The sequence below is a fragment of the Ruegeria atlantica genome, assembly GCF_013032005.1.
Taxonomy (GTDB): Bacteria; Pseudomonadota; Alphaproteobacteria; order Rhodobacterales; family Rhodobacteraceae; genus Ruegeria; species Ruegeria atlantica_A.
On the sequence record NZ_WQBE01000001.1, the window covers coordinates 133,749 to 153,311 of the forward strand.

A 19,563-nucleotide genomic window follows, 5' to 3' on the forward strand; every position below is an offset into this window, starting at 1 on the left:
GCTGCGGTGAAACCAAAAGGTGCTGCAGTGCAGAATAATCCGCATACCACTCTGATAACGACCGAAGCGCCCGTGGCCGCCAATACACACGGCGGGCGAGCGAAATGTCTGCAACGTCTAGTCCGTTTGGACCTTCCGGTGCCGCGAACGGTGGCGCTGTCCTTTGACGCGGTACATCGGATTGCCGAAGGGCAGGTACCGGATATCGCCGCAGTTCTGGAGCAGTTTGAACAGACGGCGTTGCTGTGCGTCCGGCCTAGTTCCGAAGACCCCGATTGGGGTGGCCCCGGTGCGATCTTGAACATCGGTATGAACGACGCGCGCTATGTGGACCTGTCGGATTCGATGGGCGCCGAGGCCGCCGCCGCGCTGTACCTGCGCTTTGTTCAAAGCTACGCTATTCATGTGGCCCGTTTGGACGCGGATGTTTTCGACGATATCAGCGCGGATGGCAGCGAAGGGCTGAGCCAATCCTTGCGCGCTTATGAGGATGAAACGGACGAGGCATTTCCCCAAGACCGGGGCGAGCAGCTGATTGCCGTCCTACGATCGATGGCGCGGGCGTGGGATGGAACCTCGGCCCGGTTGCTGCGACAGGCCAAGGGGGCGCCGGCGGATGCCGGGTTGGGCTTGGTCATTCAGGAAATGATCCCCGGCGTGGGGCAGGGCGAGTGCGGCTCGGGTGTGTTGCAACTGATTGATCCTGCAACTGGGTTGCCGCAAATCACCGGTCGTTATCTCAGTCAAAGCCAAGGCCGCGATGCGCTGGGTGCGGATGTGGCAGCGCTGTATCTGGAAAAAGACCCGCGCGGGAAATCACTGGAAGAAGTCGCCCCAAAGGCATTTGCCGAACTCAAGGCCCACGCAGCCTTGATGCGCGCCAAGCTGCGCGAGGAAATGCAGGTCGAGTTCGTGATCGAGAATGGCCACGTGCATATTCTGGACGGCGTCCGCGTACAGCGTAGCGCACGGGCGGCGATGCGGATCGCGGTTCGATTGGCCGAAGATGGCATCATTCCGCCTCAAGAAGCGGTGATGCGGGTCGATCCGCATTCCCTGAATGAGATGCTGCACCGGCAGGTTCACCCCGAAGCAGAGCGGGATGTTCTGACCACCGGTATTGCCGCCAGCCCGGGGGCTGCGACCGGCAAAATCGTGTTCACCGCCGCCGAGGCTCAGGCCAGCGCTGCGCGGGGTGAGCCGTGTATTCTGGTGCGCCGCGAAACCTCGCCCGAAGATGTGCGCGGGATGCATGCAGCGGTTGCCGTACTGACCGAAAAGGGCGGTATGACCAGCCACGCCGCTGTGATCGGCCGCGGGTTGGGTTTGCCCTGCATCGTCGGCGCGTCCGAGATGCGGTTTCAGACCAAGAAACGGCTGCTGTCTGCCCCCGATGGGCGGGTGTTCAAGACCGGCGACGTTTTAACGATCGACGGGTCCTCGGGTCAGGTTCTGGCCGGACAGCCCGCGATGCTTGAGGCGGCTTTGGACGATTGTTTTCAAACGCTTATGGGCTGGGCGGATGATGAACGCGACATCGCCATCCGCGCCAACGCGGATACACCGGCCGACGCTCAGACGGCTCGGAACTTTCTGGCGCAGGGGATCGGCCTGTGTCGGACCGAGCATATGTTCTTTGATCCCGGTCGCCTGATCGTGATGCGCGAGATGATTTTTGCGCAAACTTCATCGGGTCGCGCGGCGGTTCTGGAGCGTCTGCTGCCCATGCAGCGCGAGGATTTCGTTCAGCTGTTCCGTATCATGGAAGGTCAGCCCGTCTGTATCCGCCTGTTCGACCCGCCTTTGCACGAATTTTTGCCGACCACGCGCAGTGGACAGCGCGAGCTGGCCGAGGCGCTGGATTTGCCTGTGTCGGATGTCGAACGGCGTGTTGCGGCGATGACTGAATACAACCCGATGCTGGGTCTGCGCGGTGTGCGTTTGGGGGTGACAGTGCCCGAAATCTACGACATGCAGGCCCGCGCTATCTTTGAAGCGACGCTTGAGGCCAGCAAGGACGGCGCCCCCGTCGTGCCCGAGGTGATGATCCCGTTGGTTTCGGCCAAGCGCGAAGTTGAGCTGGTCAAATCCCGCATCGATACGGTCGCGGCCTCGGTTGCAACCGAACAAGGGCAAGAGTTCGAATACCGCCTGGGTGTCATGGTTGAAACGCCTCGGGCTTGTCTGCGAGCGGATGAAATTGCACCTCAGACCGCGTTCTTGAGTTTTGGTACCAACGACCTGACACAAATGACCTATGGCCTGTCCCGCGATGATGCGGGTCGGTTCATGTCTGACTATGTTCGTCAGGGCGTTTTTGTCGAGGACCCGTTCCATGTGCTTGACCCCGACGGGGTCGGGGAATTGCTGAAACTCGGCGCGGAACGTGGACGTCAGGCCCAGCCGGATGTTACCCTTTCAGTATGCGGCGAGCATGGCGGCAACCCCGAATCAATCGCCATCTGCCGCGATCTGGGGTTTGACTATGTGTCATGCTCTCCGTTCCGGGTGCCTGTCGCTCGGCTGGCTTCCGCTCAGCTGGCGATTTCGTCCAGACTTGGGGGTTGACACAGGCTGTTTGCCCTAGGATTAGTGCTTTTTAAGCAACCTTGTGGCAGAATTAATTTTCGCCACGGGCGATTTTCCACTTGCGTTTTCTTCTGATCTGGACGTCTGCGCCGGACTGCGCTAAATGCCTCGTCGCGCCCGCCGGGGGAGGGTACGGCGCGATATGTGCCTGTGCGAGGTTATCTGATGCTACGATACATACTGGCTGCTGCCACGTTGGCGGCAACCATGCTGCCAAGTGTGTCTTTCGCTGAAAAGAAAGCCACCGATACTGCCGAACGCGAGCTTGTCACCCGGACCGAAGTGCCTGGGCAGAATTTTCGCGACTATCTGACTCTGTTCAAGCCCCGAAAAGAGCTTGAGCCTCAAAAAATGTCGTACTCGAAGGATTGGCTGGACCAACAGCCCAAGGCAACCGGGGACGAAAATTTTAAGTGTCTAGCTGAGGCGCTGTACTTTGAAGCACGTGGTGAAAGCGTGCGCGGACAGTTTGCCGTGGCCGAGGTTATCCTGAATCGCGTGGACAGTGGCCGGTTCCCGGACTCGCTGTGCGGCGTGATCAAGCAGGGAACCGGTAAGAAATACCAGTGCCAGTTCACTTACACCTGTGATGGCCAAAAGGAAGTGATCCGAGAAAAGAAGGCGTATGAGCGCGTAGCTAAAGTTGCGCGTGCGGCCATCGACGGTGTCACCAAAGAGCTGACCGAAGGTGCCACACACTATCACACCACGGCGGTTCGTCCGTCCTGGTCGCGTGTGTATAAAGAAACCGCGCGGATCGGAGTTCATATTTTCTACAGGCATAATTATCGAACAGCGAGCAACTGATTGACGCACCCGCGCTGGAACCTTGCTGGCGCGGGGCGTTTTATAACCTATGTTGCGGGCCAGGAGGCCCGCAATGACGTTTACACGCAGACAATTTCTGCAATCAGCAGCCGCACTGGCGGTACTGCCACACTCGGCCCGCGCATCAAGCTCTGATCTGATCGCACAGACCGCGATGCAGCAGATCGCCCCGAATGGTTTTCCCCAAACGCCTGTTTGGTCCTATGGCGGTGGTGTACCTGGTGCCGAAATCCGTTTGCCTCAGGGCGCGCGGGTTCAGCGCAGGTTGGTGAACGAGCTGCCTCAGCCAACAACAGTGCACTGGCATGGCATCCGGATCGACAACGCGATGGACGGTGTGCCGGGCCTGACGCAAGATGTGATCGCACCGGGCGAGGGGTTCGATTATGACTTTGTCGTCCCGGACGCGGGAACCTATTGGTATCACGCGCATAACCGCTCGGTCGAGCAGGTGGCGCGCGGCTTATACGGCCCGCTGATCGTTGAAGAGGCTACAGGGCCAGATGTCGACCAAGACCTGACACTGATGCTGGACGATTGGCGACTGGACCCAGACACCGGACATATCGTTGAGGATTTCGACAACGGTCATGATCAAAGCCATGCCGGGCGGTTGGGGAACTTGATCTCGGTCAACGGCCAGTTTGATCCTGTTTTTCCCGCGCGCCGCCACGAGCGTTTGCGCCTGCGGCTGATCAATGCCTCCAACGCGCGAATCTACGATCTGGCTCTGGATGGGGTGGCAGGATGGATCGTTGCGCTGGACGGAATGCCGCTTGAAAGCCCGTTAGAGGTTGAGGACGGTTTTCCACTCGCCCCGGCTCAACGCGCGGACTTGATTGTGGACGTAACAGCGGAATCTGACACCGTCGCCGGGCTGATCAGTCGCGAGCGGGACGGGGGCTTTGGTCTGGTGCGGTTCCCGGTTTCCGGTAATTCGGCAACGACTGCCCGGTCAGGCGTTGTGCCCTTGCCCGCGAATCCATTGGCACAGGTGGTGTTGGACGGCGCCTCGGTTCATCGGATGACGTTGCAGGGTGGTGCGATGCGGTGGCTGGAATCCGCGCAGCTTGGCGACACGCAGCTTTCTGGCCGCGAATTGGCGCAACTGGGCCGGTTCTGGGCTTTGAACGGGTATGCTGAACGCCCGTTGGACCCTTTTCTGGATGCGCAGCGCGGTAGTGCCCATCGGATCGAATTCGTCAACGAAACCGCTTTTCCGCATGCTATGCACCTACATGGGCACCATTTTCGGCTAATCCTGCCCGACGGCAGCCTTGGCCCATGGCGCGATACGGTGCTGGTGGAGCGCGGACAAACCCGTGAAATTGTCCTAGTGGCCGACAATCCGGGCGACTGGTTGCTGCATTGCCATATGCTGGGGCACGCCGCATCCGGGATGATGAGCTGGTTTCGCGTAACCTGACGCCGCAATCAACGACTAGAATGGCGTTTGTTGCGATGCTATATGCGCGCGCATCCTATAAATTTGGTAGACTAGTTTACCAAGCCCGAAAAGGTTCGCCGAATGAGCTCTGAAATCCGCCTTGCCTTTGCGCACCCGTCTGAACGGTCAGAAGCGACCGCGACGCGCGGCCCGCTGGATCGCATCTCGCTCAGGGATCATACCGTTGAAGTTGAGATCGGTGCCTTTCAGGCCGAACGTGGCACCACACAGCGTATCTGCTTCAACATTGTTGTAGAGGTTCGGCCGCTGACCGATCCGATTGACGATGATGTTGATCGCATTCTGTCATACGACCGAGTGACCGAGGCGATTGCCCATGAACTGGCCGCTGAACGTCTGAACCTGCTTGAGACGTTGGCGGATCGCGTGGCAGAGCGCATTTTGCTTGAGCCTCAGGCTGTAAGAGCTTTTGTTCGCATCGAAAAACTTGATCGTGGACCGGGCGCGCTGGGTGTCGAAATCGTGCGCGGCAAGGACACGCTCCACCACGATGTGGTCGAAGAAGAACGCCCCCATCCGCGGTTGGTATTCCTGTCGAACGAGGCCATTTCATCCGCCAACCTGACGGGTTGGATTGATCAGTTGGAGAACCGTCAGCGCCCGCTGATCCTGTGTGTTGGCGCATCGGAACTGACGCTGCCACAGACTGGTCACGCGATGACCCAACGCCGGATTGATCTGCTGGCTATCGAGCAAAACGCCTGGGTTCTGGCCGCACGGGATCATCGCTGTGTGGTGGTGTCGACGCGGACGGAATTGGATTGGGCAATGAAGAATGGGCAGATTTGTGTCTGGGCTCCGTCCAAGATTGTGCTGGATGCGGTTGATGGCCCTTCGGCGGCGCCTTCGGACGCTGTAGCCTTGGCAGCCTGGTTTGCGGCCACTTTTGAAGCCAGCGAAATGATGGTGATCGGCGGTGCCTTGCCGAACGCTCCAAAGACGCCTCTGCGCGCTATTCCAGTGGATCAGGCGCAACTGTGACTGCGTATTTTCGACCGCTGGTGCAGCACGGGTCTGCACGCCCGGACGGGGCGGTTTCTCTTGCCGGGCAGGAATTGTGGTTCACACATGCAGAACGGCTGTCCCGCACGGATGCGCCGACGATTGTCACGGCGCGGGATATTCCAGCCGATGCACTGAACCGTCTGACGCGCCCACGCGCAGAGATTGCTGGTGTGGCGATGGATCGCCCGCAGATCATGGGAATTCTCAACGCCACGCCCGATAGCTTCTCGGACGGCGGGGCGCACAACTCGGTTGAAACGGCAGTGTCCGCTGCTGAGCGGATGGTGGAGCATGGTGCCAGTATTCTGGATATCGGCGGTGAATCGACCCGACCGGGGGCTACCTATGTGCCAGAGGATGAGGAAATCGCCCGGACGAAACCCCTGATCGAAGCCATTCGCGCCAAGACGAGCGCCCTGATTTCCATCGATACCCGCAAGGCCAGCGTGGCGCGGGCTGCGTGGACGACGGGTGCGGGGCTGATCAATGACGTATCGGGCTTTACCTTTGATCCGCAGCTCGCGCCGTTCTGCGCCGAGGTTAACGCGCCTGTCTGTGTGATGCATATGCAGGGCGATCCAACTGTGATGCAGGACGATCCGCAATATGATGACGTGTCGCTGGACGTTTATGATTTCCTTGAAGGTCAGGTTGAAAAGCTGGAGCAGATTGGGCTGAGCCGCGATCAGATCTTGGTCGATCCGGGTATCGGGTTCGGTAAAACCCAGGCGCATAATTTGACATTGTTGAAAAATCTTAGCCTTTTCCATGGCTTGGGATGCCCGGTTCTGCTGGGCGTCTCGCGCAAGGGCTTTATCGGGCAAATCGGGCAAGAGCCGCGCAAGGATGCCCGCGCGCCGGGATCAATCGCTGTAGCGCTGGCCGGATTGTCGCAAGGCATGCAGATCGTGCGTGTTCATGACGTGGCTCAAACCGCTCAGGCCTTGCGTCTGTGGGCCGCCGTCCGGTAATCCCGTCCTAGACGAGTAACTACGGAGTTAGACAATGCGCAAGCTGTTCGGAACCGATGGGGTGCGGGGTACCGCCAATACTCATCCGATTACGGCCGAAATGGCCCTGCGCATTGGGGCTGCCGTGGGGCGGTATTTCCGTCGCGATCGATCCGGTGCGCACCGGGTTGTGATCGGCAAGGATACGCGCTTGTCCGGGTATATGCTGGAAAACGCGCTGACTGCTGGGTTGACCTCGACAGGGATGAACGTGCTGCTGTTGGGTCCTGTACCGACACCGGCGGTAGGGTTGATGACCCGCTCGATGCGCGCGGATCTGGGGGTGATGATCTCGGCCAGCCACAACCCGGCTGAGGATAACGGTATCAAGTTCTTTGGCCCCGACGGGTACAAGCTGTCCGATCAGGCTGAGCTGGAGATTGAACGTCTGATCGAAGAGGGTGTCAAACCGGCGCAAGCACAGAACATTGGCCGTGCCCGGCGGGTGGATGATGCACGGTTCCGATATGGTGAGCGGGTAAAATCCTCGCTGTCCCGCGATCTGCGTCTGGACGGGCTGAAAGTAGTGGTCGATTGCGCCAACGGTGCGGCCCACCGCACGGCGCCCGAGGTTTTGTGGGAGCTTGGCGCAGATGTCATTCCGGTCGGAATCGCGCCGAACGGTAAGAATATCAACCTGAATTGCGGCTCGACCAAACCTCAGCTGGCGGCCGAGACGGTTGTCGCGCACGGCGCGGATGTGGGTATCTGTCTGGACGGTGACGCCGACCGCGTGGTGATGGTTGACGAAAACGGGCAGGTGGCTGACGGAGATCAGCTAATGGCGTTGCTGGCGACCTGTTGGGCCAAGGCGGATCGTCTTGAAGGTGGCGCGCTGGTTGCGACGGTCATGTCGAACCTTGGGTTGGAACGGCACCTTGCCGCGCAAGGGCTGCGTCTGGAACGAACAGCCGTTGGTGACCGCTATGTCGTCGAAAGGATGCGCGAAGGCGGGTTCAACTTGGGCGGTGAGCAGTCAGGCCACATCGTCATGAGCGATTATGCCACCACCGGTGACGGCCTGATGGCCGGTCTGCATTTCCTGGCCGAGATGGTGCATTCTGGTCGCAAGGCGTCCGAGCTGTCGGTCCAATTCGAAACCGTTCCACAACTGCTTAAAAACGTGCGTTACGGCGAGGGGCAAACCCCACTGGAAACCAGTGCCGTGAAAGCGGCCATTGCGGATGCCGAGGCGCGCCTGAACGGGCAAGGCCGGCTGCTGATCCGCAAGTCGGGGACGGAACCCCTGATTCGCGTGATGGCAGAATGCGAGGATGATGCCCTGTTGACACAAGTCGTCGACGGTATCGTGGCCGAGGTCGAGGCGGTCGCCGGTTAACGCCCGATCAGCATCTTGCGCAGGCTGAACCATTGGCTGATGGCCAGCCCGGTCAGAATCATGGTTAGCGCGATGTAAAAGCGCAGGGGCAGGGCCTCGGACAAGATCCAGGCGCCGAAAACCATCGACCAGATTGGCACCTGATAATTGACCAGCGTCAGAAAGACGGACCCGGCGCTGCGAATGATCGATACGCGCAGCAAGGTGGCAAAGGCGGTCGGCACCAGCCCTAGCGCCACAATGGCTAGACCGGGGCGCGTTCCTTCCCAACGTGGAAGGCCTTCGGTCACCAGCATGATGGGTAACAAAAGAACGGCGCCCACCACCAAGGACAGCGCCGCCAGCACCACAGGATCAATCGGCGGGCAACGCCGTGTGAAGATAGACGCGCAGGAGTAACACAAAGCCGCGCCGATGCAGGCCAGCTGCGCCAACGGCTCAGCCCCTTGTCCGATCTGCGCCAAACCCGGCCCGATCAACACCAATGCACCGCAAAATCCCAGTGAGACTCCAAGGAACCTGCGGGCATTCAGCGGCTCGTCTGAAAAGAAATGGGCCAATGGCAGAACCATCAGCGGAATTGCCGCCATCGACAGCCCGGCAAAGGCCGAGGCCACATATTGTTGCCCCCAGCTGAGCAACATGAAGGGCAGGGCGGTAGACAGCAGACCGATAATGGCGATGAACACCCACAAGTTCAGATCGCCCGTCGGCAGCTTGCGACCCGTCAACGCCATCATCCCAAGTAATGTCACGGCACCCAGCGTCGTGCGCGCCGTAGCGACTGTCACTGGCCCGTATCCCTCAAGCGCCATTGCGACGACCATAAACGTGCCGCCCCATATGAGGCCCAGAGCGATCACGCCGCTCCAATCGCGGGACGTGGGTTGGTCAATCATATAGCGCCTTGGGGTCAAAAGCGGTTGTGACGAAAAAGGGCGGCCACTTGGCCGCCCCTTCGATTAGAACAGTCAGGATCAGTTCTTTTCCTGATCTACCAGCTTGCCAGCAGAAATCCACGGCATCATGTCGCGCAGTTTCTTACCAACCTGCTCGATCTGATGTTCGTCATTGTGGCGGCGTGCCGCTTTGATGGTTGGCTGACCAACCGCGTTTTCCAGCATGAAGTCACGCACAAACTTACCGGTTTGGATGTCCGACAGGGTCTCTTTCATCGCCTTCTTGGTCTGCTCATAGGGCAGAATGCGCGGGCCGGTGACGTACTGACCGTATTCGGCAGTGTTCGAGATCGAGTAATCCATATTGGCGATGCCGCCTTCATAGATCAGGTCAACGATCAGCTTGGTCTCGTGCAGACATTCGAAATAGGCCATTTCAGGCGCATAGCCCGCTTCGACCAGAGTCTCAAAACCGCAGCGGATCAGCTCAACGATACCGCCGCACAGAACGGCCTGCTCGCCGAACAGGTCGGTTTCGCACTCTTCGCGGAAGTTGGTCTCAATGATGCCCGAACGGCCGCCACCGATGGCCGAGCAATAGGACAGGCCGATTTCCAGCGCCTTGCCGGTTGCGTCGCTATCCACGGCCACCAGGCAGGGTACGCCGCCGCCTTTGACGTATTCGCCACGCACGGTGTGGCCGGGGCCTTTTGGGGCCATCATGATGACGTCGACACCTTCTTTCGGCTCGATCAGGCCAAAGTGGACGTTGAGGCCGTGGGCAAAGGCAATGGCCGAGCCCGGCTTGATGTTGTCATGCACGTATTTCTTGTAGGTTTCGGCCTGCAGTTCGTCGGGCATGGTGAACATGATGACGTCACACCAGGCCGCCGCTTCGGCGATGCCCATGACGGTCAGGCCTTCGGCTTCTGCTTTCTTGGCGGATGCCGACCCTTCGCGCAGAGCGACAACCAGGTTCTTGGCGCCCGAGTCGCGCAGGTTCAGCGCATGAGCGTGACCTTGCGAGCCATAGCCCAGGATCGCTACTTTTTTGTCTTTGATCAGGTTGATGTCGCAATCGCGATCGTAATAGACGCGCATGTTTTAGGTCCTTTCATATGCGGTTGCTGCGGTTCTAATAGGGTCCAAAGCTATTGGCGAGCGCTTTACAATCGACTATTGAAGCGAAATGCGAAAATTTATGCGCGATATCTGACTTAACCGGAAAAATCATGCTGGATGATATGGACAGGCGCATTCTGCGTCACTTACAGGCCGAACCGACCCTGACCATGGCCGAATTGGCCGAGCGTTGCGGGATCAGTCAGGGAGTGTGCTGGCGCCGGGTTGAAAAGATGCAGGCCTCGGGTGTCATTCTAGGGCAAGAGGTTGTTATTGATTGGCCGGCGATGGGATATGCGGTCGAGGTTTCACTGCGCGTGACGCTGGACAAAACCCAGCCGCGCGCGTTTGACGAATTCACTGTTGCCGCGCGAAGTGTTTCGGAAGCTATTGAAATTCAGACGTTTTTGGGGCGTGTGGACGTGAGGTTGTCGGTGATTGCACGCGACATGACGCACTATCAGCAAATCTATCGCGATCGTATTCTAACCCTGCCGCACATAGCCGATATCGAAGCGCTGATGCATATCGCGCGGGTCAAGCGGAACGAGGTGTTGCCGGTATGATCGAACTGGACGAAACCGACCGGACCATCCTGCGTGCGCTGGTACAGGATGCCACGCAAAGCGCCGGGGCGTTGGGGCGCAAGCTGGGTCTGTCCCAACCGGCAACCTGGCGGCGCATCCGCCGGCTGGAATCAGCAGGGGTCATCAAGGGCCGTCGCCTGCGTCTTAATGCCGAGGCGTTGGGGTTCGGCGTGACCGTGTTTCTGGGCGTCAAGCTGGCGCGCAAGGGACAGGTCAGCCTTGAGGACTTTGAGCGCGCCGTCAGCGCCATCCCCGAGGTGCAGACGGTCGAACATGTGTTGGGTCTTTACGACTATCGCCTGAGGGTAGTTGCACGTGATCTGTCCGATTTCGAACGAGTGCTGCGACGGCGGATCATGACCTTACCCGGCGCGGGTGAGGTCGAGGCAAACGTATTGCTGAGCGAAGAGCGCTTGCCCGGCCCAATCGGCTAAGCCGGGTCAATATTTGGTACGGATGCAATAGCCGGGGTGATGCGTCATCCGGGCAAAGGTCATCGGAACACCATCTTTCCAAGTAGTGCGTTCCAATTGAATCATCGACGTTCCGGCAGTGGTGCCCATGAATTCTGCCAGCCTCCCGTCGGCGGAAATTGCGCAGAATGCAACCTCAGCCTCGGTAAAGGGGGCAACGTTCAGCAGCCACTCGTGGGGACCCCGCGTGTTGAGATCCGCATGCTCAACGTCAGGTACTGTGTCGATGTTGATCCAGCGCTCCTCTAGCTGAAAGGGGCGGTTGTCCGCATAGTGCATGCAGATCACATGCAGCACCCGCGCGTCGGGCGAAACGCTGAGTTGCGAGGCCAGCCAACCGGGGCTGGATACGACATTCCGTTCAACAAGTGCATAGCGATAGATTGAGTTTTGATTCTCAACCGATTGACGGGCCAGAGAAAACTCCAGCTTGGCGTGTTTGCTGGGCTCCTTTTTTACCCGCGTGCCGCTTTTGCGTTTGCGTTCTACGAACCCTTGCTCGGCGAGCTCGCGCAGGGCGCGGTTTACCGTTGCACGCGCGCAATTGAATTCTTCAGCAAGCTGCGTTTCTGTCGGCAGCAGAGATCCTTGTGGCCAAATCCGGCTTTCAATACGCCGCTTAACTTCGTCACGTACGACCTGAAAACTGATCCGCTTTTGAGCAGTCACGAGAAGCAATACCTTTCTTGTACAAAGTGTATGTATCTGTTCAGAAACACCTCTGGGTGTAAAGGGGTGGTGACACTATTTGGCGTCAGCGAGTTGTTCAATTAGAGGTTTTCGTGGTTAATTTTTTGTTAGGATTTTGACTTCCGTTGCGTCAATTATCAGCACGAGACTGGGGCTGTACCATTCTCGAAAAAGGCCTCAAAATTCTGAAGGACAGTTTGAAAGGACACATCATGCCCGCGCTTTTGGAAAGTATCGACCCGAACGGGCTCGAAGAGTTTTCGGTTGTTTTTACGGATCGGTCGCTGAACCACATGTCAGCCCGGTTTCAGACTGTCATGCGCGATGTTTCGTCCATCTTGTGTGATGTTTACAACGCCGATGGCGTTGCGGTGATCCCTGGTGGCGGTACTTATGGGATGGAAGCTGTGGCGCGCCAATTCGCGCGTAACGCCAACGTTCTGGTCGTGCGCAACGGGTGGTTTTCTTATCGTTGGAGCCAGATAATCGAATCTGCGGATTTGACGGCATCGGCGACCGTACTCAAGGCGCGGCAAACCGGAAACTCCAGCCCATCTCCATTTGCGCCGGCACCGATTGAAGAGGTGGTGTCAACAATTCGCGAGCAACGCCCCGATGTTGTATTTGCACCGCATGTGGAAACATCCGCAGGCCTCATATTGCCGAACGATTACGTGACTGCCATGGCGGAGGCCGCGCATGAGGTTGGCGCATTGATGGTGCTGGATTGCATCGCTTCGGGCTGTGCCTGGATTGATATGAAGGCCACCGGCGTGGATGTTCTGATATCGGCCCCTCAGAAAGGGTGGAGCGCCTCGCCTTGCGCCGGTCTGGTCATGCTGTCCGAACGAGCCGAAGCGCGGCTGGAGGAGACAACGTCTGACAGTTTCGCTGTAGATCTGAAGAAATGGCGACAGATTATGCAGGCGTATGAGAACGGGGGGCACGCGTATCACGCGACCATGCCAACCGACGCGCTGCAAGCGTTCCGGGATACCATGGTTGAAACCCGTGATTACGGTTTTGAAAAGTTGCGGGACGCTCAGTGGGCCTTGGGCAACGGGGTGCGAGCGATGCTGAAAGACAAAGGGCTGATCTCGGTCGCGGCCGACGGGTTCGGCGCGCCGGGGGTTGTGGTCACTTACACGTCGGACCCCGAAGTTCAGAATGGCAAGAAATTCGCCGCTTTGGGTATGCAGATCGCGGCAGGTGTTCCGCTGCAATGTGATGAGCCCGAAGGGTTCAGCACGTTCCGGTTGGGTCTGTTCGGGTTGGACAAGCTTTATGACGTTGATGGCACAATCGCGCGGCTCAAGCGTGTGCTGGATCAGGTTCTTTGATTGCGGAGCCTCAGCGTACGCCGAGGCCCATCTGCATCAATGTCTTTCGTACGGGCGGTAGGGAATAGAGCGCGCTCAACCCCATCGCCCGTGCATCCCGCAGTGGACGCGCCTCGATCATCGAGGCGCGGTTCAGCAGGTCGATACCTTTGACACGCATCTCGATTTCGGTGTGGCGGGCCTTGTGATAAGCGTCCAACATCTGAGCATCGCCCAGACTTTCGGGTCGTGCTTGTGCCAGATCCAGCAAGGTACGCAGATCACCCAGTGACATGTTCAATCCCTGCGCGCCGATGGGGGGCACCACATGGGCAGCCTCGGCCATTAGGGCAACCCTTTCGCCCGCTAGCCGTTCTGCCGACTGGCTGATGATTGGCCAGATGGTCCGGCGTGAGGCCAATTTCAGGGGCCCGAACAACCCGCAAGAGCGCTCGGTCATCAGCGTCTCGAACGCCTCGGGGTCGGTGTTCAGCAACTCGACCGCCCGTGGGCCGCGCTCCATCCACACAATCGCCGATGAGGGCTGCCCTTGCCAGTCCGGCAGGGGGACCAGAGTGAACGGCCCGCCGGAACGGTGAATCTCGGTAGAGACATTGTCGTGCGGAATCGGATGTGTGACGGCAAAGGCCAGTGCTTTTTGGCCATACCGGGTGGTGTGGACGTTGATTCCCGCGGCCTCGCGCATCGGGGAATTGCGCCCGTCTGCGGCGATCACCAGCTTGCAGCGTATACGGCTGCCATCGCTCAGCCCCACACGGGCTTCGGCGGTGCGCGTAAACAGGCTGACGGTACCGGTGCCGGGGCGGAAATCGACATTGGGAAGTTCGGCCAGGCGGGTCACCATCTCGCGCCGAAGCAACCAGTTGGGCAGGTTCCAACCAAAGGGTTGGTCCGAAATATCGACAGCGTTGAAATCGCGCACTACGCGGGGTTCGGGAACATCGCCTCCTGCATCCACGATTCGCATGATCTGAAGGGGTGCCGCGTATTCGTCCAGCCGTTGCCACAGCCCGCATTGCGCCAACAACCCATGCGCAGGTTGCAAAAAGGCGGTGGTCCGCAGGTCGGATCCGTCCACATCTCGTTCGGTAATCGGTGGCGCGGGGTCGACGCAAACCACGTCGAACCCGGCAGTTCCAAAGACCGCCGCAACGGTCAGTCCGGCGATTCCTCCGCCAGAAATCAGGATATCACAGCTGTCAGTCATGGCTTTGGTCTCCGAGTCTTGGGTAGAACCTAGTTCGGTTCCAAGGCCGGTGCCAAGTGACATCCTGTCCCGTGTGTCAGCCGCGCGAGATCAGGATGAGCAGGATGAACATCATCGGCACCATCATGACGGCCGGGATGTAAAGCCCAGGCAGGCCGAAGAGCAGCGCCGAACATCCCCACATGCTGAAAATGGCGGCTGCCGTGTAATACCAATCCTCGGCCGTTCCATTGGCGGCATCGCGGGCCAGCCAGCCGAAAACGGGGATTGCAAACAACAGGCGCTGCCAAATAGGCAGGCGCCGAGGCATCTCGATCGCGCTCATGGGGTCTCCGATTCTGTTCGTCGCTGAGGCGCATATAGGATCGATTTCGCACCTGCAGAATGTGCGGATCGTCGCAGTGTGACAGCCTATCGCAGGCGAGCCAGAAAGGCGGTCAAATCGTCGGTGTGATGGTGGATATGGTCCGCCTCGTGCGGCTCGGGCGCGACGTGGACGGTGCGCATTCCCATTGCATGCGGGGCGGCCAGATTGCGCGGGTCATCCTCGAACATGGCGGCCTGCGCAGCATCGATTCCGTCTTGCGCAAAGATAGCCTCAAACGCTGCCTGTTCGGGCTTGGGGCGATAACCGGCGTGTTCGACCCCGTAGATCGCATCGAACAGACCGTTCAGGCCGCGCGCCTCAAGTACACGTTCCGCATAGGGCGCGCTGCCGTTGGTATACACGATCCGACGACCGGGCAGGGATTGGATGTGATCGGCCAGTTCGGCATCGGGGTCCATGTGGCTCATGTCGACCTGATGGACGGCGTGCAGATAGGGATCGGGATCCAGATCATGCTCGGCCATCAGCCCAGCCAGCGTAGTTCCGTATTGCCGCCAGTAATGTGAGCGCAGCCGATCCGCTTCGGCCCGGTCAACGCCGATAGCCTGTACCACGTAATCCGTCATCAACACCTCGATCTGATCGAACAGGCGCATATGCGGCGGGTAGAGCGTGTTGTCGAGGTCGAACACCCATTGGGTGACGTGAGCAAAAGCTGGTTTGACCATGGGGTTTGTTTAGGCCGCAAAGGCACGGTTTTCAATGCTGCTCTTGATCCACAGGGCAAGTGACGGATAGACATATCCGAACGAGGAGACAAACCACCATATGCCCCAGTCCAGACAGCCGTCCAAAGACGCCTATAGCCTAATTCTCGAAGCGATCGACGTAGGCGTTTACAAGCCTGGCGACCGTCTGGTCGAAAGCGAGCTTGCCGAACGGTTCGGTGTATCGCGCACACCTATTCGCGAAGCTCTGCAGCGACTTGAAACGCAATCCCTCTTGGAGCGGGACGGGCGGTCACTGATCGTGGCCTCGCTGAACCACAACCAGATGGCCGAGTTGTACGTCGTACGACGCGAGTTGGAAGGGTTAGCGGCCAAGCTGGCCGCAAAGCACGCCACCGAAGAAGAAATCAAAGTGCTGCAGGAAATGGTGACCGAGGATGACGCGCTGGTCGACGACCCTCAGGCTTTGTCTCGGGCGAACCGCCGGTTTCACGAGCAGATACATCTGGCCTCGCACAACCGCTATCTGGTGCAGCAGCTGGATCTTGTGCATCGCACCATGGCGCTGATGGCCACGACGTCGCTGGCGGTGCAAGGGCGCGGTGAGATTGCGCAGAGCGAACATAAGGGAATTGTCGAAGCCATCGCTGCGCGCGACGAAGAGGCCGCGGCACGCGCGCTCAAGGATCACATTTCTGTGGCGTTCATGACGCGGCTGAAACAGGACGCGGTTCTGCGCGAGAACTGATCACGCGGGCGGCAGGCTTTCTTCACTGGCCTGCCCATGTTGCGTTTTGTCCCAGAAGAACGGGTTCAGCACCAATTCCCATAAAGCTTTATAGGCCGCCAGAACACCCAATGGGAAATACAGCGGCATGGTCGGCACCCATGGCAATAGAAACCGTCTTTCACGCGCTGAAACGGCGATGGTGCCAACTGCAATATTGGTGATCTCGGCGCTTAGAAAAAGGCCGATCAGTGCTGCCAGAACGGCGTCAGAGAGAATAGAGTCTAATGGGCTGGCCAAGCCAAAGCTTGACAGCCAGAACAGCCACAGAACCGGTGCCAGCAGGAATTGCCCGACAGTTCCCAGGAAAAAGGCCTGCACGCCTAAAAACCGAAATAGCCCCAGATCTTGAAGCAGCCCCGTGGGGGCCCGCATGTGAACCAAGTAGGTCACCATGAACCCTTTTAGCCACCGTGATCTTTGTCGTACCCAGGGCCAAGCGCGGAAATTGGCCTCTTCATAGGTGGCGGTGTCCACCATTTCGGTGCGATAGCCCGCGCGCGAAAGGCGCACACCAAGATCGGCGTCCTCGGTGACGTTGTGGGCGTCCCAGCCGCCCAACTCCAACAGCTTGTCGCGGCGGAAAAAGAACGTGGTTCCGCCCAAGGGCACAACAAGCCCAAGCCGCGCGACGCCCTGAAGGACGACCCGAAACCAGCTGTTGTATTCAATGGTAAAACAGCGGGACCGCCAATTGGTGCGAGGGTTGTAGTAGTCCAATACGCCCTGCAAGCAGACAACATCTTCGTCCGTCTGCGCGAAATGGCGGACGACACGTTCGATCTGATCAGGCTGCGGCGCGTCCTCGGCATCCCAGACACCCAGAATATCGCCGCGGCAGAAATCCAGCGCATAGTTCATGGCGCGGGGTTTGGTGGTCAGACCGTTCAGCTCGGGCACTTCGACGGTTCTGATCCAACTGGGCAGAGCAACCTGGGCAAGAGTGGCGCGTGTTACCTCGTCGGTTTCCTCAAGTACCAGAATAATATCCAGTAGCGCCTTGGGGTAAGTAAGCCGTTGCAACCGATGAATGAGCGCATCGGCGACTTCACGTTCCTTATAAAGCGGCACCATGATCGACACACAAGGCAACGCTTGTGGCGGGGCTGCAGGGTTTGCCCTGGGCCGGTGTTTTGCCGAATGCCAGACAAAGGCCAGCAGCCCGGCAAGGCGCAGGCACAAAAAAAGGACCAGGCTGATCACGGCGGCGGCGACTAGAACGGTCAGCCCTGTCGTGGGGAAAGCAGCAAACAGCCCCGTAAGCCCTGTTAGGGCAAGGGCGGGTCCTATATGAGATTTCGGGGTCCATGATCGGCAACTTTGATCCAGCTCCACGCGCGTCTCGGCCGATTGGGCAAGCGGAGAGGCGTAAATGCGCGCGATGGTGTTGTCGATCTGATCGGCACCGGCGAGTACCGGCATGACGGTGTAACCGGCATCCTCAAACCCGCGGCGCACGGCGGGGAACAGATCGGGTCGCGCAGTTGCCACAAGCAGGATTGGACCCAGGCGGCGCCAGGGAATGACGTTATGTTTCAGCCAGAATTCAACTGGTTTAAATTGACACAGTTCCAGGGGCGGGGGCGAACTGTTGATATCGGCAATCTGTAGACCGGTTTGTTCGGACAGCGCGTAGAGAATATCCTGACGGGTGACCCAATCTTCGGCCACCAGAATTTCGCCCAGCGGTGCCTGTTGCCAGGATTGCAGAAACAACGCCTCGTCCAGTTGTGACCGGGTGATCAGACCTCGATCAATCAGACACGCCCCCAATGGCTTACGGTCTTGCGCAGGGATCGGTGCGGCCCGCGCGAAATTCTGCAGGTTTAATTCGACCATAATGAAACAACCCTGACGCGGTTACCAGACGTCAGGGTTGCGCAATTTAGGTTAACACCAGGTTAACCATGATCGAACTGGCGATTATGCCTGTGCTTTCTGGGCTGCCATTGCCTCAGCAAAGCGTTCAAACAGATAATAACTGTCCTGTGGGCCGGGCGAGGCCTCGGGGTGGTGCTGTACCGAATAAACCGGACGGTCGGTCATGCGGATACCGCAGTTTGACCCGTCAAACAGCGAGCGGTGCGTTTCCACCACGCCGTCGGGCAAGGATTGTGCATCCACCGCAAAGCCATGGTTCATCGAGGTGATCTCGACCTTGCCAGTGTCCATATCCTTGACCGGGTGGTTGGCGCCGTGGTGGCCGTGGTTCATCTTGACGGTCTGACCACCAAGGGCCAGCGCCAGCATCTGGTGGCCAAGGCAGATGCCAAAGACCGGCAGTTCGGTGGTGTCCAGAACCTCTTTGATCATTGGTACGGCGTATTCGCCCGTTGCAGCAGGGTCGCCGGGGCCGTTGGACAGGAATACTCCGTCAGGATTGTGGGCCAGTACCTCGGCCGCTGTCGCGGTGGCGGGCAATACGGTTACATCGCATCCAGCCGACGCCAGGCAACGCAAGATGTTGCGCTTGGCACCGTAATCGATGGCGACAACCTTGTGCACGGGGGCTTCCTGACGGGTGTATCCGTCGGGCCAGGCCCAACGCATCTCATCCCAGCGATAGCTTTGGGCGCAGGTGACCTCTTTGGCCAAATCCATGCCTTCAAGCCCAGCAAAACCCCGCGCAGCGGCAATCAGCGCAGCGATGTCGAAATTGCCCTCGGGGTCATGGGCCAGCGCCACATGCGGCGCGCCTTGCTGCCGGATGGCGCGCGTCAGGCGGCGGGTGTCCACACCGCCGATAGCGATGCGGCCACGGCTGGCCAGCCAGGTCTTCAACTCTTCAGTTGCGCGCCAGTTGGACGCATCGGTCGGGTCCCATTTGACCACCATCCCGGCAGCAACCGGATCGCCGGTTTCGTCATCCTCGGGGTTTACACCGACGTTGCCGATATGGGGGAAAGTAAAGGTCACGATCTGACCGGCATAAGAGGGATCGGTCATGATCTCCTGATATCCGGTCATGGCAGTGTTAAAGCACAACTCGGCCACGGTTTGGCCGGTGGCACCGAAGCCCATCCCGTAGAACAATGTTCCGTCGGCCAAAGCCAGACATGCGGTGGGCTTGGACGGGGCGTTCTGGGCCATGGGGCGACTCTCCTGCTGGGTAAATCGGCGCATACCTAAGGGGGTTGTGGCGCTGGGTCAAGTCTGTTCAAAA

Annotated in this window: 18 protein-coding genes; 10 read left to right on the forward strand and 8 right to left on the reverse strand. The window is 59.1% G+C overall.

Going from position 1 to position 19,563, the window contains the following annotated elements:
• Nucleotides 1–6 precede the first annotated feature (6 nt).
• The 6 genes from GOX21_RS00690 to glmM all read left to right on the forward strand — a co-directional run bounded on the left by GOX21_RS00690 (nt 7) and on the right by glmM (nt 8,239).
• Nucleotides 7–2,568: a putative PEP-binding protein gene (locus GOX21_RS00690; RefSeq protein ID WP_170374814.1), complete on the forward strand. Its 2,562-nt coding sequence runs from the start codon at nt 7–9 to the stop codon at nt 2,566–2,568.
• Between the two features lie 186 nt (nt 2,569–2,754).
• Entirely contained in the window at nt 2,755–3,396 is a 642-nt protein-coding gene (locus GOX21_RS00695) for a cell wall hydrolase (RefSeq protein ID WP_170357870.1), read from the forward strand.
• A 73-nt stretch (nt 3,397–3,469) separates the two neighbouring features.
• The gene (locus tag GOX21_RS00700) at nt 3,470–4,843 is read left to right on the forward strand and encodes a multicopper oxidase family protein (RefSeq protein ID WP_170374815.1); all 1,374 of its coding nucleotides are present in this window, start codon (nt 3,470–3,472) and stop codon (nt 4,841–4,843) included.
• A gap of 102 nt (nt 4,844–4,945) precedes the next feature.
• Entirely contained in the window at nt 4,946–5,866 is a 921-nt protein-coding gene (locus GOX21_RS00705; RefSeq protein ID WP_170357874.1) for a dihydroneopterin aldolase, read from the forward strand.
• Nucleotides 5,863–6,861, forward strand: coding sequence for a dihydropteroate synthase (gene folP / locus GOX21_RS00710; protein ID WP_170374816.1), 999 nt, complete (start codon nt 5,863–5,865; stop codon nt 6,859–6,861). Before GOX21_RS00705 ends, folP begins: the two co-directional genes overlap by 4 nt.
• A gap of 34 nt (nt 6,862–6,895) precedes the next feature.
• Nucleotides 6,896–8,239: a phosphoglucosamine mutase gene (gene glmM, locus GOX21_RS00715; RefSeq protein WP_170348337.1), complete on the forward strand. Its 1,344-nt coding sequence runs from the start codon at nt 6,896–6,898 to the stop codon at nt 8,237–8,239.
• Here glmM and GOX21_RS00720 read toward each other — a convergent pair.
• Nucleotides 8,236–9,138 (reverse strand): DMT family transporter, encoded by a 903-nt coding sequence (locus tag GOX21_RS00720; protein WP_170374817.1) that lies wholly within the window; start codon nt 9,136–9,138, stop codon nt 8,236–8,238. The genes glmM and GOX21_RS00720 overlap by 4 nt on opposite strands.
• A gap of 78 nt (nt 9,139–9,216) precedes the next feature.
• Nucleotides 9,217–10,239, reverse strand: coding sequence for a ketol-acid reductoisomerase (gene ilvC / locus GOX21_RS00725; protein WP_170357880.1), 1,023 nt, complete (start codon nt 10,237–10,239; stop codon nt 9,217–9,219).
• 131 nt (nt 10,240–10,370) lie between these two features.
• Between ilvC and GOX21_RS00730 the strand changes: the two genes are divergently transcribed.
• Together GOX21_RS00730 and GOX21_RS00735 are read left to right on the forward strand one after the other, a co-directional pair.
• Nucleotides 10,371–10,826, forward strand: coding sequence for an Lrp/AsnC family transcriptional regulator (locus GOX21_RS00730; protein WP_170374818.1), 456 nt, complete (start codon nt 10,371–10,373; stop codon nt 10,824–10,826).
• A complete protein-coding gene (locus tag GOX21_RS00735) occupies nt 10,823–11,281 on the forward strand; it encodes an Lrp/AsnC family transcriptional regulator (RefSeq protein ID WP_170374819.1) in 459 nt (152 codons plus the stop codon). The genes GOX21_RS00730 and GOX21_RS00735 overlap by 4 nt, the downstream gene beginning before the upstream one ends.
• A 6-nt stretch (nt 11,282–11,287) precedes the next feature.
• Here the strand turns inward: GOX21_RS00735 and GOX21_RS00740 are convergent, their stop codons facing one another.
• Entirely contained in the window at nt 11,288–11,989 is a 702-nt protein-coding gene (locus GOX21_RS00740) for a GntR family transcriptional regulator (protein ID WP_170357886.1), read from the reverse strand.
• Between the two features lie 233 nt (nt 11,990–12,222).
• Between GOX21_RS00740 and GOX21_RS00745 the strand changes: the two genes are divergently transcribed.
• A complete protein-coding gene (locus tag GOX21_RS00745) occupies nt 12,223–13,350 on the forward strand; it encodes an aminotransferase class V-fold PLP-dependent enzyme (RefSeq protein ID WP_170374820.1) in 1,128 nt (375 codons plus the stop codon).
• A gap of 10 nt (nt 13,351–13,360) precedes the next feature.
• Here GOX21_RS00745 and GOX21_RS00750 read toward each other — a convergent pair whose 3' ends face one another.
• From GOX21_RS00750 to GOX21_RS00760, 3 genes are all read right to left on the reverse strand, one after another.
• Complete coding sequence (locus GOX21_RS00750; RefSeq protein WP_170357890.1) at nt 13,361–14,557, reverse strand: UbiH/UbiF family hydroxylase; 1,197 nt, start codon at nt 14,555–14,557, stop codon at nt 13,361–13,363.
• A 76-nt stretch (nt 14,558–14,633) separates the two neighbouring features.
• On the reverse strand, nt 14,634–14,882 hold the full coding sequence (locus tag GOX21_RS00755) for a hypothetical protein (protein ID WP_170348344.1): 249 nt from the start codon (nt 14,880–14,882) through the stop codon (nt 14,634–14,636).
• 86 nt (nt 14,883–14,968) lie between these two features.
• A complete protein-coding gene (locus tag GOX21_RS00760) occupies nt 14,969–15,613 on the reverse strand; it encodes a pyrimidine 5'-nucleotidase (RefSeq protein WP_170348345.1) in 645 nt (214 codons plus the stop codon).
• 100 nt (nt 15,614–15,713) lie between these two features.
• On the opposite strand from GOX21_RS00760, the gene GOX21_RS00765 reads away from it, so the two are divergent.
• The gene (locus GOX21_RS00765) at nt 15,714–16,361 is read left to right on the forward strand and encodes a GntR family transcriptional regulator (protein ID WP_170348346.1); all 648 of its coding nucleotides are present in this window, start codon (nt 15,714–15,716) and stop codon (nt 16,359–16,361) included.
• Here the strand turns inward: GOX21_RS00765 and GOX21_RS00770 are convergent, their stop codons facing one another.
• Both GOX21_RS00770 and carA read right to left on the reverse strand, forming a co-directional pair.
• Complete coding sequence (locus tag GOX21_RS00770; protein ID WP_170374821.1) at nt 16,362–18,239, reverse strand: glycosyltransferase; 1,878 nt, start codon at nt 18,237–18,239, stop codon at nt 16,362–16,364.
• A gap of 84 nt (nt 18,240–18,323) precedes the next feature.
• Entirely contained in the window at nt 18,324–19,490 is a 1,167-nt protein-coding gene (carA, locus tag GOX21_RS00775; protein WP_170348348.1) for a glutamine-hydrolyzing carbamoyl-phosphate synthase small subunit, read from the reverse strand.
• Nucleotides 19,491–19,563 lie beyond the last annotated feature (73 nt).

What these genes read in the sequence shown, in the direction of transcription:
- GOX21_RS00695 (WP_170357870.1), top strand. Translation starts at nt 2,755, where the DNA reads ATGCTACGATACATACTGGCTGCTGCCACGTTGGCGGCAACCATGCTG.
- GOX21_RS00700 (WP_170374815.1), top strand. Translation starts at nt 3,470, where the DNA reads ATGACGTTTACACGCAGACAATTTCTGCAATCAGCAGCCGCACTGGCG.
- GOX21_RS00705 (WP_170357874.1), top strand. Translation starts at nt 4,946, where the DNA reads ATGAGCTCTGAAATCCGCCTTGCCTTTGCGCACCCGTCTGAACGGTCA.
- glmM (WP_170348337.1), top strand. Translation starts at nt 6,896, where the DNA reads ATGCGCAAGCTGTTCGGAACCGATGGGGTGCGGGGTACCGCCAATACT.
- GOX21_RS00720 (WP_170374817.1), bottom strand. Translation starts at nt 9,138, where the DNA reads ATGATTGACCAACCCACGTCCCGCGATTGGAGCGGCGTGATCGCTCTG.
- ilvC (WP_170357880.1), bottom strand. Translation starts at nt 10,239, where the DNA reads ATGCGCGTCTATTACGATCGCGATTGCGACATCAACCTGATCAAAGAC.
- GOX21_RS00730 (WP_170374818.1), top strand. Translation starts at nt 10,371, where the DNA reads ATGCTGGATGATATGGACAGGCGCATTCTGCGTCACTTACAGGCCGAA.
- GOX21_RS00735 (WP_170374819.1), top strand. Translation starts at nt 10,823, where the DNA reads ATGATCGAACTGGACGAAACCGACCGGACCATCCTGCGTGCGCTGGTA.
- GOX21_RS00745 (WP_170374820.1), top strand. Translation starts at nt 12,223, where the DNA reads ATGCCCGCGCTTTTGGAAAGTATCGACCCGAACGGGCTCGAAGAGTTT.
- GOX21_RS00750 (WP_170357890.1), bottom strand. Translation starts at nt 14,557, where the DNA reads ATGACTGACAGCTGTGATATCCTGATTTCTGGCGGAGGAATCGCCGGA.
- GOX21_RS00755 (WP_170348344.1), bottom strand. Translation starts at nt 14,882, where the DNA reads ATGAGCGCGATCGAGATGCCTCGGCGCCTGCCTATTTGGCAGCGCCTG.
- GOX21_RS00760 (WP_170348345.1), bottom strand. Translation starts at nt 15,613, where the DNA reads ATGGTCAAACCAGCTTTTGCTCACGTCACCCAATGGGTGTTCGACCTC.
- GOX21_RS00765 (WP_170348346.1), top strand. Translation starts at nt 15,714, where the DNA reads ATGCCCCAGTCCAGACAGCCGTCCAAAGACGCCTATAGCCTAATTCTC.
- GOX21_RS00770 (WP_170374821.1), bottom strand. Translation starts at nt 18,239, where the DNA reads ATGGTCGAATTAAACCTGCAGAATTTCGCGCGGGCCGCACCGATCCCT.
- carA (WP_170348348.1), bottom strand. Translation starts at nt 19,490, where the DNA reads ATGGCCCAGAACGCCCCGTCCAAGCCCACCGCATGTCTGGCTTTGGCC.